This is a genomic window from Thermogemmata fonticola, assembly GCF_013694095.1.
Lineage (GTDB): Bacteria > Planctomycetota > Planctomycetia > Gemmatales > Gemmataceae > Thermogemmata > Thermogemmata fonticola.
Genome location: NZ_JACEFB010000006.1, coordinates 40,959 through 54,949, shown reverse-complemented (window position 1 = coordinate 54,949; position 13,991 = coordinate 40,959). Strand labels below are relative to the sequence as shown.

General features: G+C 51.7%; 13 protein-coding genes. 4 read left to right on the top strand and 9 right to left on the bottom strand.

The window, feature by feature from the left end; genetic code table 11:
- Positions 1 to 23: 23 nt before the first annotated feature.
- The 6 genes from nuoF to H0921_RS09750 form a co-directional block, all read right to left on the bottom strand.
- Complete coding sequence (nuoF, locus tag H0921_RS09775; RefSeq protein ID WP_194537891.1) at positions 24 to 1,388, bottom strand: NADH-quinone oxidoreductase subunit NuoF; 1,365 nt, start codon at positions 1,386 to 1,388, stop codon at positions 24 to 26.
- A 59-nt stretch (positions 1,389 to 1,447) separates the two neighbouring features.
- Positions 1,448 to 1,930 carry an NADH-quinone oxidoreductase subunit NuoE family protein gene (locus H0921_RS09770; RefSeq protein WP_194537890.1) on the bottom strand — a complete coding sequence of 161 codons (483 nt, stop codon included), beginning with the start codon at positions 1,928 to 1,930 and terminating at the stop codon, positions 1,448 to 1,450.
- Positions 1,931 to 1,987: 57 nt separating this feature from the next.
- Positions 1,988 to 3,220 carry an NADH dehydrogenase (quinone) subunit D gene (nuoD, locus tag H0921_RS09765; protein ID WP_194537889.1) on the bottom strand — a complete coding sequence of 411 codons (1,233 nt, stop codon included), beginning with the start codon at positions 3,218 to 3,220 and terminating at the stop codon, positions 1,988 to 1,990.
- A 59-nt stretch (positions 3,221 to 3,279) separates the two neighbouring features.
- Positions 3,280 to 3,786: an NADH-quinone oxidoreductase subunit C gene (locus tag H0921_RS09760; RefSeq protein ID WP_194537888.1), complete on the bottom strand. Its 507-nt coding sequence runs from the start codon at positions 3,784 to 3,786 to the stop codon at positions 3,280 to 3,282.
- An 87-nt stretch (positions 3,787 to 3,873) separates the two neighbouring features.
- Positions 3,874 to 4,473, bottom strand: coding sequence for an NADH-quinone oxidoreductase subunit B (locus tag H0921_RS09755; protein WP_194537887.1), 600 nt, complete (start codon positions 4,471 to 4,473; stop codon positions 3,874 to 3,876).
- Positions 4,464 to 4,901: an NADH-quinone oxidoreductase subunit A gene (locus H0921_RS09750; RefSeq protein WP_315851872.1), complete on the bottom strand. Its 438-nt coding sequence runs from the start codon at positions 4,899 to 4,901 to the stop codon at positions 4,464 to 4,466. Before H0921_RS09750 ends, H0921_RS09755 begins: the two co-directional genes overlap by 10 nt.
- Before the next feature lie 275 nt (positions 4,902 to 5,176).
- On the opposite strand from H0921_RS09750, the gene H0921_RS09745 reads away from it, so the two are divergent.
- From H0921_RS09745 to H0921_RS09730, 4 genes are all read left to right on the top strand, one after another.
- Positions 5,177 to 6,415, top strand: coding sequence for a DNA polymerase Y family protein (locus H0921_RS09745; protein ID WP_194537886.1), 1,239 nt, complete (start codon positions 5,177 to 5,179; stop codon positions 6,413 to 6,415).
- Positions 6,416 to 7,102: 687 nt separating this feature from the next.
- Positions 7,103 to 8,284 (top strand): hypothetical protein, encoded by a 1,182-nt coding sequence (locus H0921_RS09740; protein WP_194537885.1) that lies wholly within the window; start codon positions 7,103 to 7,105, stop codon positions 8,282 to 8,284.
- A 19-nt stretch (positions 8,285 to 8,303) separates the two neighbouring features.
- Complete coding sequence (locus H0921_RS09735) at positions 8,304 to 8,897, top strand: cysteine peptidase family C39 domain-containing protein (protein ID WP_194537884.1); 594 nt, start codon at positions 8,304 to 8,306, stop codon at positions 8,895 to 8,897.
- 1 nt (position 8,898) lies between these two features.
- Positions 8,899 to 9,588 (top strand): DUF1559 family PulG-like putative transporter, encoded by a 690-nt coding sequence (locus H0921_RS09730; RefSeq protein ID WP_194537883.1) that lies wholly within the window; start codon positions 8,899 to 8,901, stop codon positions 9,586 to 9,588.
- A 221-nt stretch (positions 9,589 to 9,809) separates the two neighbouring features.
- Here H0921_RS09730 and H0921_RS09725 read toward each other — a convergent pair whose 3' ends face one another.
- The 3 genes from H0921_RS09725 to H0921_RS09715 all read right to left on the bottom strand — a co-directional run bounded on the left by H0921_RS09725 (position 9,810) and on the right by H0921_RS09715 (position 13,805).
- A complete protein-coding gene (locus H0921_RS09725; protein ID WP_194537882.1) occupies positions 9,810 to 11,792 on the bottom strand; it encodes a WD40 repeat domain-containing serine/threonine protein kinase in 1,983 nt (660 codons plus the stop codon).
- Between the two features lie 162 nt (positions 11,793 to 11,954).
- The gene (locus H0921_RS09720; protein ID WP_194537881.1) at positions 11,955 to 12,842 is read right to left on the bottom strand and encodes a hypothetical protein; all 888 of its coding nucleotides are present in this window, start codon (positions 12,840 to 12,842) and stop codon (positions 11,955 to 11,957) included.
- A gap of 273 nt (positions 12,843 to 13,115) precedes the next feature.
- Positions 13,116 to 13,805 carry a phosphoribosyltransferase gene (locus H0921_RS09715; protein WP_194537880.1) on the bottom strand — a complete coding sequence of 230 codons (690 nt, stop codon included), beginning with the start codon at positions 13,803 to 13,805 and terminating at the stop codon, positions 13,116 to 13,118.
- Positions 13,806 to 13,991 lie beyond the last annotated feature (186 nt).

Below are 13,991 nucleotides of genomic sequence, written 5' to 3'. Positions count from 1 at the left end.
GTCGCTACTGATGCCCTTCCACTTCAATGCGTGGCGACGACCTCCAGCGGACGGACATACCGGCTCACCTTTCCTTCTCGGATCGCTGCCTCGAACTCATCCCGGAACTTGCGGATCGCCGTCTTGACTGGCCAGCCAGCGCCATCCGCCAGGCCACAGATCGTCGTCCCTGGTATGATCCCAATTCTTTCGGCTACATCCAAGAGAATATCCAAGTCTTCTCGCCGGCCGCGGCCCCGACGCAACCGTTCCATGATCTTCAGCATCCATCCCGTCCCTTCCCGACAGGGTGTACATTGACCACAACTCTCATGACTGAAGAACTGACAGACATTGTGCACGACGTCAATCATGCTCGTTTGGTCATCGATGACAGTGACGGCCCCCGTCCCCAATCCCAAGCAACCGGCGCGGCCGGGACCGTTGAAGTCCAAAGGAATGTCGTATTCTGTACCTTCGCCATTCTTCAATGGAAGATCACAGCGTAAAAAACCCATAGAAATACCACCGGGATTAACTGCTTTTGCCTTACGTCCTTTCCACACTCCGCCACCATATCTTTCTACCAGTTCACGTACAGTAACTCCCATAGGCAGTTCCACACACTTAGGTTCATTCACATGACCTGCGAGCGTATAGAGCTTCGGTCCGTAACTACCGAGGTCACGGGGATTCTTGGGATCCGGTGGCACTCCTAGGGAGCGAAACCACTCGACCCCCCGCCGCATGATCTGCGTCACGCAGGCCAGTGTTTCAACGTTGTTGACAATCGTCGGCTTACGAAACGCCCCCTCTACAGCAGGAAATGGCGGCTTGATTCGAGGCCAAGCCCGTTTTCCCTCCAGCGATTCGATCAATCCCGTTTCCTCGCCGCAAATATAAGCCCCTGCACCACGATGCAAGACAATATCCAAACTATATCCACTGTTTAGAATATTTTGACCCAAAAGACCGGATTGGTATAATTCATCTATGGATTCGTGAAGAATCCTGTACGCATCTCCGTATTCATATCTGATGTAGAAAAAAGCAACACGTGCTTGAATTGCATAGCTACTAATTAATACACCTTCCAACACTTGATGTGGATCCTTTTCCATGAGAATGCGATTGTTGTATGTACATGGTTCAGATTCATCAGCGTTGACTGCCAAGTAGACAGGACCGGGATGGTTTTTGGGCAAGAAGGCCCATTTGATACCCGTTGGAAAGCCAGCGCCGCCTCGTCCGCGCAAGCCAGATTCCTTGACTCGGGCTACCACCTCCTCTGGCTTCATCTCGCGCAACACCCGAGCGAATGTCTCGTAACCGCCGTCCTGGCGGTACCCTTCCAATTGTTGGCTTCGAGGCTTGTTGATGCGGGCCAATAATACAGGCTCATAATTCATAGTAGAAACCATAGCTATGACTAACTTTATGATAGAGTATTCCAAATGCACTAATATGGCTACAAATTTTTCAATTCTCTCAATAAATTATTCAATTTTTCTACATTCATGTTCATTACGTGTACATCATTTCGCAAGCAAGCGGGAGCACCATCGCAAGCACCTATACATTCTGCAAATTCCAATGTTACTTGGCCATCCGGGGTTGTTTGGCCGCATCGAATACCCAAGTATTGTTCAGCCTGCTCAATCAGTTCGTAAGCTCCACGTAGCATACATGCCAAGCCCCGACATATCCACAAACGGGTCTTTCCTAATCGCTCTCCTTCACCTTTGAAAAATTCGTAGAAAGTCATCGTGTCATATACTTCGGACGGGTGTAGCTCCAGTAGTTCTGCGATCTCCACTATCGCTTCATGAGGAACATGACGGAGAGCATCATGAACAATATGTAGCGCTGGCAATGTCACAGCCCGCTTGTTCGGATATTTAGGGACATAAGATAGTATCTTGTCTCTCAACTCTTGTGTCAGGATTGTCATATATATCTCCTGCTGGCTATTTCCTATCATCCCACAAGAGTAATGGAAGGCAAAAAACTAACGATCTAACTCTGCAGCAATTATGTTTAAGCTACCCAGGACGGCGGGCACATCTGAGATCAGATGTCCTTCGATTAGGTGGGGGAAAATGGCAAAATGGATGAAAGAGGGCGGCCGGGTCCGAGCACGCCAGGGGCGACCGCTGCCGTCAGCCACAATGTAGAAACCCAGCTCACCATTCGCTGTCTCATTAGCACCATAGACTTCCTCTACCGGTGTCTCCCATCTCCGATTCCACATGAATAACTCAAAATGTTGAATCAATCCTTCAATACTGCGATAAACAGCAGTCTTATCTGGGATTGTCATCTTTTCGTTGACATCTACATTAACCGGACCACTCGGCATGTTCTCAATTGCCGCCTCAATAATATGGAGGGATTCTATCATCTCTTCCATACGCACAAGATAGCGCGCATAACAATCACCTTCCTTAGCACAAATAACTTTGAAAGAACCATTAAGCTCATCATATGCCAGGTATGGTTCGTCTTTGCGTAAATCTCGCACAACTCCAGAAGCACGCGCCACCGGACCAGAACAACTGAAGTTGATAGCCTCTTCTTTCGTGAGCACTCCGATGCCACGGGTGCGATCCAGAAAAATGCGATTGCGGTTCAGCAACCGACTAATGTCAGCGTGAGCCTTAGGGAATGTACGAACAAACTGTCGAACTTGGGCAATCCATTCGTCGCCGACATCCGCGGCCAATCCACCCACACGCGTGAAGCTCGGATGGAAGCGCTGGCCGCTGGCCGTCTCAATAATATTGTAAATCGCCTCACGTTGATTGAATGCATACAGAAAGGCTGTGAGGGCACCAAGATCCAAAGCGGCAGCTCCAATACATAACAAATGATCCGATATCCGCGCCAACTCCGCCAATATTGTCCGAATATACTTGCAGCGGGGAGTAATTTCGATGCCGAGAAGTTTTTCCACTGTATGATGCCAAGCAATTTCATTCGCTACTGGAGATATATAATTCATTCTATCGACAATGGTGATATATTGATTATAATCCAGGTCTTCACCAAGCTTCTCGAATCCAGAATGGAGGTAACCGATATCTGGCACAGCTTTAACGACCGTCTCTCCATCCAAGGTCAGTATTAGGCGTAATGTGGTGTGGGTCGCAGGGTGCTGCGGCCCGAAATTGAGAGTGTACAAATACTCGCGATCCGCACCGATTAGGTCTTCATCGGCTGGAGTTATAGCGGTCAATGGCATCGTCGTATTCCCCACTCAGAACTGTGGCTGCTTGGAATCGAAGGTCTGAAGAGCGCGTTTCAACTCTCGGCCCGACTCACGGGTGAAAAGTTGTGCCGTTCTCCATAACCTCGAAGCGGATAGTCCTTGCGCAGCGGATGATCTTCAAATCCATCCGGCATCAGGATCCGACGCAGATCCGGATGCCCAATAAAGCGAATCCCATACATGTCATACACTTCACGTTCCAGCCAATTAGCACCACGCCACAATCCTGTCACAGAGGGCAATTCCGGTTGGGGATCATTGGCATAGGCTTTTACAAACAAACGTTCACCTGTCTGCGTATTTGTCAAACCATAAACAACGGCGTAGCGGTCTTGCGCTTGGGGATAACCCAAATAGTCAATCCCCCCCAACTCGGCGAGCATGTCGAAGCCATACTCTTCTTTCAAACACTGGAGCAACGGAAGCAACACGTGCGGCGCATGGACAGCAGGAAGGATCAATCGGCGATTGTCCCGGAACTGACTGGTGGTAAATACCTCCCCGAAACGGTGTCGCAAGGCATCGAAATTGACAGGCACGGCGGTGGCTCCTGTGATCGTCTCTCCGGAGAATACAAACTAGCGGTGTCTGCCTGCCGGCATGCCTCAGGGGACTGTAGTATCCATTCAGTTCAGTGGCACTCGCAATCGGCTAGCCGTTCGATAGTCTCCCGGAGCTACAATAGTCTTTTCTGCTGCCAACTCGCATGCCAAGGCCGTCGGTCCCTCATAGCTTTCGCGGTGGGTGAACTCCCGCCCATCAATGGTACCTGTTTTTTGAATCTTTTCCTGCAAATCGAGAATGGCTCGAATTAGCTGTTCCGGCCGTGGCGGACAACCCGGAATGTACACATCCACAGGGATAAAGCGATCAATCCCCTGAACCGTCGCATAGGTGTCGAACACTCCTCCCGAACTGGCACAGGCACCCATGCTGATACACCACTTCGGTTCCGGCATTTGCAGCCAGATGCGTTGCATGACTGGGACCATCTTCATCACGACCCGTCCGGCCACGATCATGACATCACATTGTCGGGGAGAAAACCGCATCGCTTCGCTGCCGAACCGCGCGATGTCATAACGGCTGCTCGCCGTGGCCATCAATTCGATACCACAACATGCTGTGGCAAATGGCATCGGCCAGAGACTGTGTTTCCGCAATAAACTGGCCAGATAATCGATCCGGCTCACCAGGACATCGGGTAGCCAACTTGTCAGCGCCATGTGAAAGCCCCCTTGCGCCATTCGTAGTAATAGGCCAAAGCCAGCACCGCCAGAAACACTGCCACGGCAGCCAGAGCCGTTGACCCAAACGCCGCGCGCCAGGAAGCCGAGCTTTCCTCTCCGAACGCCACCACGGCCCAGGGATACAAGAACAGCAACTCGACGTCAAAGATCACAAACATGATGGCAACCATGGCATACTTGACGTCGAATTGCAAGCGGGCTGTCCCTACAGGATCCATGCCGGATTCGTAAGGCATCCGCTTGATCCCGGTGGGCTTGCGCGGCTTGAGGGGAAACAAATGCGAGGCCGCTAATGTCCCCGCAGCGAAAAGCAACACCACCACCGCATACAGCAGTATGGGATAGTAAGCCGACAGATCAAATGCCGGTTCCAGGCCTGCCGGTGTCTGCACTGGGATCACCACAACCGTATCCCCTGGTTACCTCGGCTTATCTTTGTGAATCTTTTCACAAGCCCCGGTAAAAAACAACCTCGACCTGATCGAGGCTTCTCCCTGCTTGATCTAGAGACCGCATGATCCGTAGTCAAGACAACTGCATGACTCACCAAACCGCTACTATTTCACCTTCCTGCACCCCTCCGCCCCCCTGTCACGCCTACCGACATTGTGCTGTTGTTCATAGTGTCATAAGTTCATTGTGGATTATAGTCCATTATCCTACTGGAAAGGCCATCGCCATGACTCTCCGCAAGCTTTTCATTGACATGAATGCCTTTTTCGCCAGCATCGAGCAACAGGACGATCCCACCTTGCGGGGCCGGCCCGTCGCCGTCATTCCGACCGATGCCCCCACCACCTGCTGCATCGCGGCCAGTTATGAAGCCAAGCGCTATGGTGTCCGCACGGGCACTCCCGTATGGCAAGCGCGGCAGCTTTGCCCTTCTCTGGTTTTCCGCTTGGCACGCCACCGCCGCTATGTCCTCTTTCATCAGCGTATCCTAGACGCTGTCGAGACGGTGCTTCCCATAGAAAAAGTGCTATCCATCGACGAAATGACTTGCTCTCTCGGTCTCAACGAACGGTCCCCTCAACAGGCACTTGCCCTAGCTAACGCCATCAAGCAGGCCATCCGCACTCGCGTAGGCGAATGTCTGACTTGCTCGATTGGTATCGCCCCCAACACGCTGCTGGCCAAAGTAGCTGCTGACATGCGCAAGCCCGATGGCTTGACTCTGCTCACCGCCGCCGACCTGCCCCATGCCTTACACTCCCTGCAGTTGACGGATTTTCCCGGTATCGGGCCGCGCATGCTGCGCCGTTTGCACTCGTTCGGCATTACCTCCGTCCGCCAGCTTTGTGCCGCTCCTCTTGCCACACTGAGTGCCGTCTGGAAAAGCAAAAAAATAGGCGAGCGTTGGCACCGCCTCCTCCACGGGGGTGAGGATGAAGACCTCTCCACGGCCCGCCGGAGTCTGGGCCACTCCCACGTTTTGCCACCGCCCCTGCGCAACGACAGCGACGCTTATGGCGTCCTGACGCGTCTCACCCACAAAGCGGCCGCTCGTCTTCGCAAGGAAGGCTACTGTGCAGGCTGTGTCAGCATCCATCTCACTTTCCTGGACTCAAAACGTCCCGTCAGCCGCCGCCGCTGGAGTTGGGCCTGCCGCATCCCACATGCCCAGGATACTCCCGCCATTCTCCGAGCTGTCAACCAGCTTTGGCAGGCACGCCCTCAAGGGTTCGCTCCTTTCCACGTCGGCGTCCTCCTGACGGAGCTGCGATCCGCCGATTGCACAACCCCCTCTCTATTCGATGACAATCGAAGGTCCATTGCCCTCTCCCATACCCTCGACGTGGTCAACACGCAGTGTGGCCCTCACGCCCTTCATTTCGCCTCCATTCACGATCACCGGAACACCGCTCCCACACGCATAGCGTTCACTCAAATTCCATGTTTCGATCGTGCTATCCTCTGATTGTTGGGGAGATTATCGAGCTACCACTACGTGCAACAGAGTCGTAAAAAATTTCATTTTGGGATTGACAGGTTCCAATTCGATTTGGTATGTTGTAGCGGAAGTCCCTGATTCCCCCTGATTCCCCCTGATTCCCCCTGATTCCCCCTGATTTCCCCTGATTCCCCCTGATTCCCCCTGATTCTGTAGATTGGTGGGGAGCAGGGCACGGGGCGAATAAGTAAGGGGGAAACGGAAAAGGGGCCAAAGAGATACTACTACACATCAGCCCAGGGGGAGTGCCTATGTTCAGCAAAGCTGGTCAAATCGTGTTAGCGAGTGGGGTTGTGCTGTTAGCTTTGTACGATGCTGGCCCGAAGGTGGTCGGTGAGCCGTGCCTCAAACGCCTTATCGGCAGCGAGGCAGATCCCGTCCCAGTTCTGCCCAATTGTAACACTTCAGGCCTCGTAACGGCACCTTGTGAACCAGCAAAAGAAGGAGTAGCATGTACATTGAGCTACAGAGCATGTGCAAAACCAAATCCAGGAATCAAGTTAACGTTACTATGCGATGCAGAGAATGGAGGATCTGCATGCCAGTCTCCTAAGGGAACATGCAAACATAAAAGACAAGATAGGTTAAGTTATGAGAAATGCAATCCAGTTATTCCTTAGTAAACAATGCACCTAGCAGTTAGAGGAATATAATATGTATAAACTTATAATTTTGTCGGTATTAACAATTCTAATATCTATAAAAACTAATATATACCAATATTATGATACATATATTTATTCTAGTGAAAAATCTAATTTTTTAAATATAATATGTGAGCCATTTGAGATTTATAAAAATGCGCACTACTCTGTAGTTACGAAGATGTATTTTGATACACCAAGATGGCCAGAACGCCATGTTCCCACGGCTCACAGTCGATGTACCTTAAACGTAAGGTATCCAAGATATCAGATAAATGAGGAAACAATTGGTCAAAGATATTTTGAAGGGAAAAAGATTAATCTCAAAGAACATGTGGAGATACTAGGAGATGATAAAAAAGTGATCATAAAAAGAACGGAATTTTCTGGTACAGATAAAGAACAAAACACCACATATTCTTCATGGGAACTCAGAAAGAATTTATTGTTAAGCAACTATGCATGTATCTATGGATATATACCTAACTTGTATGAAACGAACTCACTTTGCGAGGTAATATATAAACATATTGACAAAATAATTCAGAATGTCAATATGAAAATTAAGGATATAAACATATTACATAACGACAATTATGGAGAATATAAGATAAACATAATATTGCATAATAATAGATATTTGATAAAAAGTATTAATCGTATTTCAAAGCAGCATCACTGGTATAAGCCTAATACTCCCATATTCATGATGTCATGGAAAGACAATCCTGACTACCCCGAATCCTCCTTAAACTACGAGACGGAGTTGATTAACTATGATGAATTCAAGATTGTTGATGGAAAATTGACATTTACTAGTATACACAGTAAATTAGAAAGATATCATAATAACGGACAGCGTGTTCTTGAGGAAACTCACTATAAGATAGAAAATATCAGTCTCAATCATAATATCCCCATCAAGATTGATATACCAAATGATACACCTATCTCTATCTTCAGATACGACAAAGATACCGACTCTATGAAAACACTGGAGGGTATTGAGTACATCTGGCGTGATGGGCAAATCGTCAAAAAGGTTCCCCAGGGGGTTCTGGAAAAACTAACGGGTGCTCATTTTGAAGGAGGAAGTCTTTGGAGCCGAGGACTCGTCGTTATCCTCATCTTTCTTGTCCTGACCCTGACCCTCGCTGCTATCCTCTACCGCCGTCGCCGAGGAAATACCTAATGTGCAAGGACCTATGATCATGACTGGCGCCGCTGGTATACATACTCGTGCAATTGCCTTCCAAAGTAAACATATTTTGCCAAGTAAGACCTCTTTTTCTAGCTTCCTTGGCTTCGTAACTGTAACGTTACTGGCAGTCACACCCTCAACAATAGCCAGGGCAGATGATAACTTTTTGACTCAGGCCTCCGGCCCATATTGCGGTCTGTATTGTGTTTATATCACTCTCAACAGCTATAATATTCCTGTAGATTTTGAAAAATTTCTCGATCAGAAATACATATCTTCCTGGGAAGGTAGTACTATGGAGCAACTCAAGCTGCTCGTTGAAGATCATGGGGCTTACGCCATCCCCATGGAGGGTCTATCGATTTCGAGCTTGCGTGCCTCTCAGCATCCGATGATCTTGCACGTCAAACGTCCTGGCCCCGGTAGTCCTTATGCGCATTGGCTGCTGTTCCTAGGCGTCGATGGCAATCACGCTTGGATTGTGGACCCCCCACTCGAAAAACAACGCCTACCACTAGCAGATTTACTGGCTATCTGGGACGGTACTGGCCTGATCATTAGCCCACAACCTTTTTCTCCCACATGGATACGCCTCTGGTCATAGTATGAGGGTAGACGGTAATCGCTATCGTTATCTGGGATGGACAAGGCGTATTCTACCATACATCGAACAAGAGCCGCTCTGGCGTCAGATTGAACAAGCTTTTGCTACCGACCCTCATCCTGACAACTTTTATGGCCATCCTGCCCATCTGCCGATTTTGGCCACAGTCATTCGCGTCTATGTTTGTCCCAGTGATCCCCGCGTTCAACAGGCGGTAACCATGGGGAATTATCAATACGCCTTTACCAGTTATTTAGGTGTGATCGGGCAAGATCATTTGAATCCAGATGGAACTCTTTTTAGCGACTTACAACTATGCTTTGGAGACATTCGAGATGGTTTGAACAATACGATCTTGGTGGGGGAGCGTCCGCCTTCTTTTGATTTTCGCTTTGGGTGGTGGTATCGCGGATGGGGACAGAACAAAACGGGGTCCGCAGAGATGATCTTAGGGGTCCGGGAGTTGAACGCGTTAGGCATGCGTTACCCTTGTCCACCAGGACCTTACCACTTTCGGGCAGATCAACTCGACAATCCTTGCCATATGTTCCACTTTTGGAGCTTGCACAGCGGGGGAGCTAATTTTACCGCAGCAGACGGGTCGGTACGGTTCCTGCCTTACACGGCAGAGGCTTATTTGCCAGCACTTGCGAGTCGAGCTGGAGCAGAACCCTGGAGCTGGCCGGACTGATCAAAGCCTTTGTCCCACAAGGGTATCACATTAGATTCGAACTGCAATTGTGCATACATTATCAGTAATAATCAACGAGAACAGGAACAAGAACTGATAACTGTCAACGTTCTCTCAAGGAAGGCTGCTGGAGTAATCACGGCTCCTCGTGCAGGGATATTTGCGGGGCGCGGTTGAGTAAGGAAAAATGGAAGCGACGTGAAGTCCATCCCTTGGGGGTGCTAGATGATAGGCAGGCGCCAACGGCGAAGCCGCCCAGCGGCATCCCCACTGAAGGCAGCAGAACGATCAGGGGCAAGGGCAATCGCACGCACCGGTCCGGTGTGGCCAGGGTAACATGCCGCTTCCGTACCTTCATCGGTGCTCCATACACGCACAGTGTCGTCATGTCCCGCACTCAGGAGAACCTTGCCATCATCGCTGAGTACGACATTGAGAACAGGAGGAGTATGTCCCGGAAGATGGATGAAAGTTTTGTCGGGACGGCGCAGGACCAGTTGGTCTCCCGCCAAGGCCACGCGTTTGCGGGCAAAGGCCAGAGCACGCAGAGGACCCGCTTCGATTGCTTTGCTCGCTTTGAGTTGACCTGTCGTGAGGTCCCATTGGCGTAAGGTACCGTCATGTCCTACAGAGAGAAGCGAGTCCACCCCGACAAAGCATAGCCCTGTTACTGGGCCTTCGTGGCCGCGCAAGCAGTAAGTTTGCGGTCCTTTGGGATCGACGGACCAAACCCAGAGGAATCCATCATGTGTTCCAGCGGCGATTGTTGTTGCATCGGGTGAAATAGCCAGCGACAGGACATTATCCGTCGGTCCTCGGAGACGGCGGCGTGCCTGACCACTTTGCAAATCCCAGAGCTGCACTCCGATTTCTTCGGGTGTCAAGCGAATGGCACAGGTGGCGGCCCACCGGCCGTTGGGAGCGATAGCGATCTGTTCCACGACCCCGAAATCACCCTGGAAGGTCTGCCGCGCTGTCAGCGTCACCGAATCCCAGAAAGTCAATGCACCGTCATCTCCGACACTCAGGAGCGTTTTCCGATCCGGGTGGAAGGCCAAGGCCCGGATGGCTCCCTTATGGGCCACCACTTCGGCAAGCAGAGGCGAAACGGCGAAGACCTCCGGTGTCTCTTCTACCTGGACCTTTTCTCCACGCAAGATCCGGTCTAAAGCGGCAGCCAATTCCGCGGGGGTTTGGTACCGGCGGCGTGGTTCTGGGGCCAGCATTTTCCGCACGACCACATCTACGACCGGAGGAACCTCGGGACGTAGGGAGCGTGGCGAGGGCGGACCGCTTAAGGCTTTGCGGACTTTCTCCACTAAGGTGCGACCGGGATAAGGAACTTTCCCTGTGAGAAGGAAATAAAAAGTCGCCCCCAAACTGAAAATATCGGACCGAATATCGGCCTGCTGAGCATCCTCAGCTTGCTCGGGGGAGACATAGTCAGGCGTTCCCAGAAATACCCCCGGTTGAGAGATGCCGGCTTCGGAGTCGGTTCCATCCGGCGCTACCACTCGTGCTAAACCCATGTCCAGAATTTTGACACGGGGTAAGCGTCCCTTCAACTCCGGGGCACCTAGGGGTGCCGGAGTGACCATGAGATTGCTCGGTTTGATGTCCCGGTGGATCAATCCACGCTCGTGGGCATGCTGCAATCCTTCCGCGGCCTGGCGGATGTAATATACCGCGTCGAGCACAGGCACAGGGCCTTGTTGCCGGACCAACCGGAGCAGATCAATCCCCGGCACATACTCCATAGCTAGGTAGGGAAAGGGGCCATCGAGGTCCGCCTGATAGACTGTTACGATGTTGACATGATTAAGCAGAGCAGCGGCTTTGACTTCCAACTCGAAGCGGGCGCGGACGGTAGGCTGGTGCAGCTTGGCGGCATTGATGGCTTTCAGGGCCACGAGGCGATTCATGGCCAATTGCCGCGCTTTGTAAATAACTCCCATCCCACCCCGGTTGATCTCCTCCAAGATTTCAAAGCCGGCGACCACTTGGCCTGGAACCAGTTGGGACGGAACAACCCCAGTGCCTGAAGCCGGCTGCCGGGCCTCTTCAGGGGGTTGGCGAGTACTCTCGTTAGCCATCCGACAGGAGGGACACGCAGCACGCCAGTCTTCCGGCGTCACGGGCCGTGCACCGGGATGTTCCCAGCGATAGCCGCAATAAGGGCACGTCAAGCTAGCAGGAGTGGTCATATCAGCAATATAACCGTGCGGTTACAAACCGTGGTCCGCACTCTGGCTGCGATGCGAGTCCTGCGTGTTCCCAACTCTGCTGGGAAAGCGAACAGCTACCTTGACCCATCCCTCCCCCCATTCGTACCAACGGAGGGAAAAGAGAAGCCCCGAATGTAACGATCACTCCGCGCGGAATACCTTAGTACGCGATTCCCCGCTGAATGGGCCGCTCATTGCGATTTCCACTTCCGCGTCGTCCACTTTCTGCGTGCCGGCAAGGGTGATCTTGCCGCTGAATTCGCCTTTGATTTCCACACCTGTGCGGAGCGAACGCCAAGCTCTCCCTCGCATTTCCATTTCCACATCGATTGTGGGTTCGCCGTCCTCGTTTTTCATCTTACCTCGGATCTTACCTTGGGATTCGATCACGGCGCACTCTTCGCCATCGACCGTCTCCACTTTGACGAACTTCTGTTTCACTTTTCCGCTTACATTGACGATCGCGTTCCCGAAGAGTTTCCGCAGGGCCTCGGCTGGGACTTCCCATTCATGTCCTACCGCCACTTTCTCCGCCGGATACAAATCATCGTCGTTTTCGAGGCCAATCCGATTATCCAACTCCTTCTTTTGTTTTTCGGTCGGTTGGGCGTCCACCAGCCGGTGTTTCCATTTTCCCTTGCCCACCAATTCACTGATAACCGTTTGGCCTTCCAACTCGGTCGGCTGAGTGACTTCCATGCCTCCGCCAAAATCGGACTTGATGATGGCCCGCTCCTTGCGAATATGAGCCTGGGACTTAGTCACTTCACGCCCCTGAACTTCCAGAACTTTCTGCTCTTCTTCGCTGACCATCGTCATCGACATTTTCATCTTCAAAGACTGCCCCATGACTTTCAACGTGGTATCCGCGTCTTTGATTCTCAGGGTGGTGTTGGTCTCTAAAGTTAGGCCTTTGCGGGGAGCGGGACCGCGCAAGTCATAGGTCTTCCCCCCTTGCACTGCTTCAACCCAAGATGCTATCCCCAATAGCAGGACCGCACTACCGCCCAAGGCTAGAAGTGTACGCATGGCTACATCTCCTTTTCGTTCTCGTGCTCCACCGTCTTATCTTGTGAAACACCCAATAACGCTATCATTGTACTTCGTGATCTGCGTGGCAACATTACCCTGCCAGCACTCAACCGCTTCGCAAACCTTGCGCAGTGCTTGAATCCGCGAGAGTTCAGGCAGATGGTGAAAAACGCAGTCACTCAACTAGTGTTTGGCTTTCTGAATCCCTTGCACTACCATCAGATTCCCATTGAACCCACGTAACCGAGAACGAAATGCCAGGTGAACTGATCATCCAACATCGCCCGTCATGTTTTGGGAGCGGTGGTTCTGCTGGGCGGAACGAAGGATTTGAACCATTTCTGCATCGTCCACTGGTTCGAAGTGGACATAGTATTGGCCCACTGCCTGAAAATCCTCCGGAGCGAGGAGATAAACAATCCGGTCACAGTGACGTGCCAAGGCCCGCAGCCGTTCCGGAGGACCTACAGGTACAGCGAGGATCAATTCGCGGGGATGGCGTGCCCGGACAGTTTGCAAAGCGGCCAAGGCGGTGGAACCTGTGGCGACACCATCATCCGTGATGACGACAGAACGCCCCTCCACCTCCGCGGCAGGACGAATCGCCCGAACCAACTTCTGACGCTCAGCAATTTCCTGCAATTGGTACTGCCTCTCTGCTTCTAGGTATTCCTCGATGTCACGGATCAGATGCAGAGCATCGGGGTTGAGGATGATACTGCCATCCTCAGCGATGGCCCCTAGGGCATATTCCGGCTGAAAGGGCGCCCGCAGTTTGCGGGACAGAATAACATCCAGCTCGGCTCCCAAGGCTTGCGCCAGGGCTGCTCCCACGACAACACCCCCGCGAGGAATTGCTAGTACCACAGGACGAACCAATGGCACCGCACGTAACTGCTCGGCCAGCAATTGGCCAGCTTGTCGACGATCTCGAAATCGTTCCCCTTCCCAAATGGACATGGAGGATTCCTCTCTTTAGTTACCCACGAATGGGTCATTTTGACCCACTCCACAGGTCTGACTTGGTCACTCCCGCACATCGCAATTCCACCAACCACTTTCAGATTCAGATTAATTCTGCCCGATCTTTGTTGCGGATGGAACTGGCGGGACAACTCCTCAAGCGCTCACCCTTCAAACTGCCTC

What these genes read in the sequence shown, in the direction of transcription:
- H0921_RS09770 (WP_194537890.1), bottom strand. Translation starts at nt 1,930, where the DNA reads ATGACAATCCTGACACAAGAGTTGAGAGACAAGATACTATCTTATGTC.
- H0921_RS09715 (WP_194537880.1), bottom strand. Translation starts at nt 13,805, where the DNA reads ATGTCCATTTGGGAAGGGGAACGATTTCGAGATCGTCGACAAGCTGGC.
- H0921_RS09755 (WP_194537887.1), bottom strand. Translation starts at nt 4,473, where the DNA reads ATGGCGCTGACAAGTTGGCTACCCGATGTCCTGGTGAGCCGGATCGAT.
- nuoD (WP_194537889.1), bottom strand. Translation starts at nt 3,220, where the DNA reads ATGCCATTGACCGCTATAACTCCAGCCGATGAAGACCTAATCGGTGCG.
- H0921_RS09720 (WP_194537881.1), bottom strand. Translation starts at nt 12,842, where the DNA reads ATGCGTACACTTCTAGCCTTGGGCGGTAGTGCGGTCCTGCTATTGGGG.
- H0921_RS09730 (WP_194537883.1), top strand. Translation starts at nt 8,899, where the DNA reads ATGAGGGTAGACGGTAATCGCTATCGTTATCTGGGATGGACAAGGCGT.
- H0921_RS09740 (WP_194537885.1), top strand. Translation starts at nt 7,103, where the DNA reads ATGTATAAACTTATAATTTTGTCGGTATTAACAATTCTAATATCTATA.
- H0921_RS09725 (WP_194537882.1), bottom strand. Translation starts at nt 11,792, where the DNA reads ATGACCACTCCTGCTAGCTTGACGTGCCCTTATTGCGGCTATCGCTGG.
- nuoF (WP_194537891.1), bottom strand. Translation starts at nt 1,388, where the DNA reads ATGAATTATGAGCCTGTATTATTGGCCCGCATCAACAAGCCTCGAAGC.
- H0921_RS09735 (WP_194537884.1), top strand. Translation starts at nt 8,304, where the DNA reads ATGACTGGCGCCGCTGGTATACATACTCGTGCAATTGCCTTCCAAAGT.
- H0921_RS09745 (WP_194537886.1), top strand. Translation starts at nt 5,177, where the DNA reads ATGACTCTCCGCAAGCTTTTCATTGACATGAATGCCTTTTTCGCCAGC.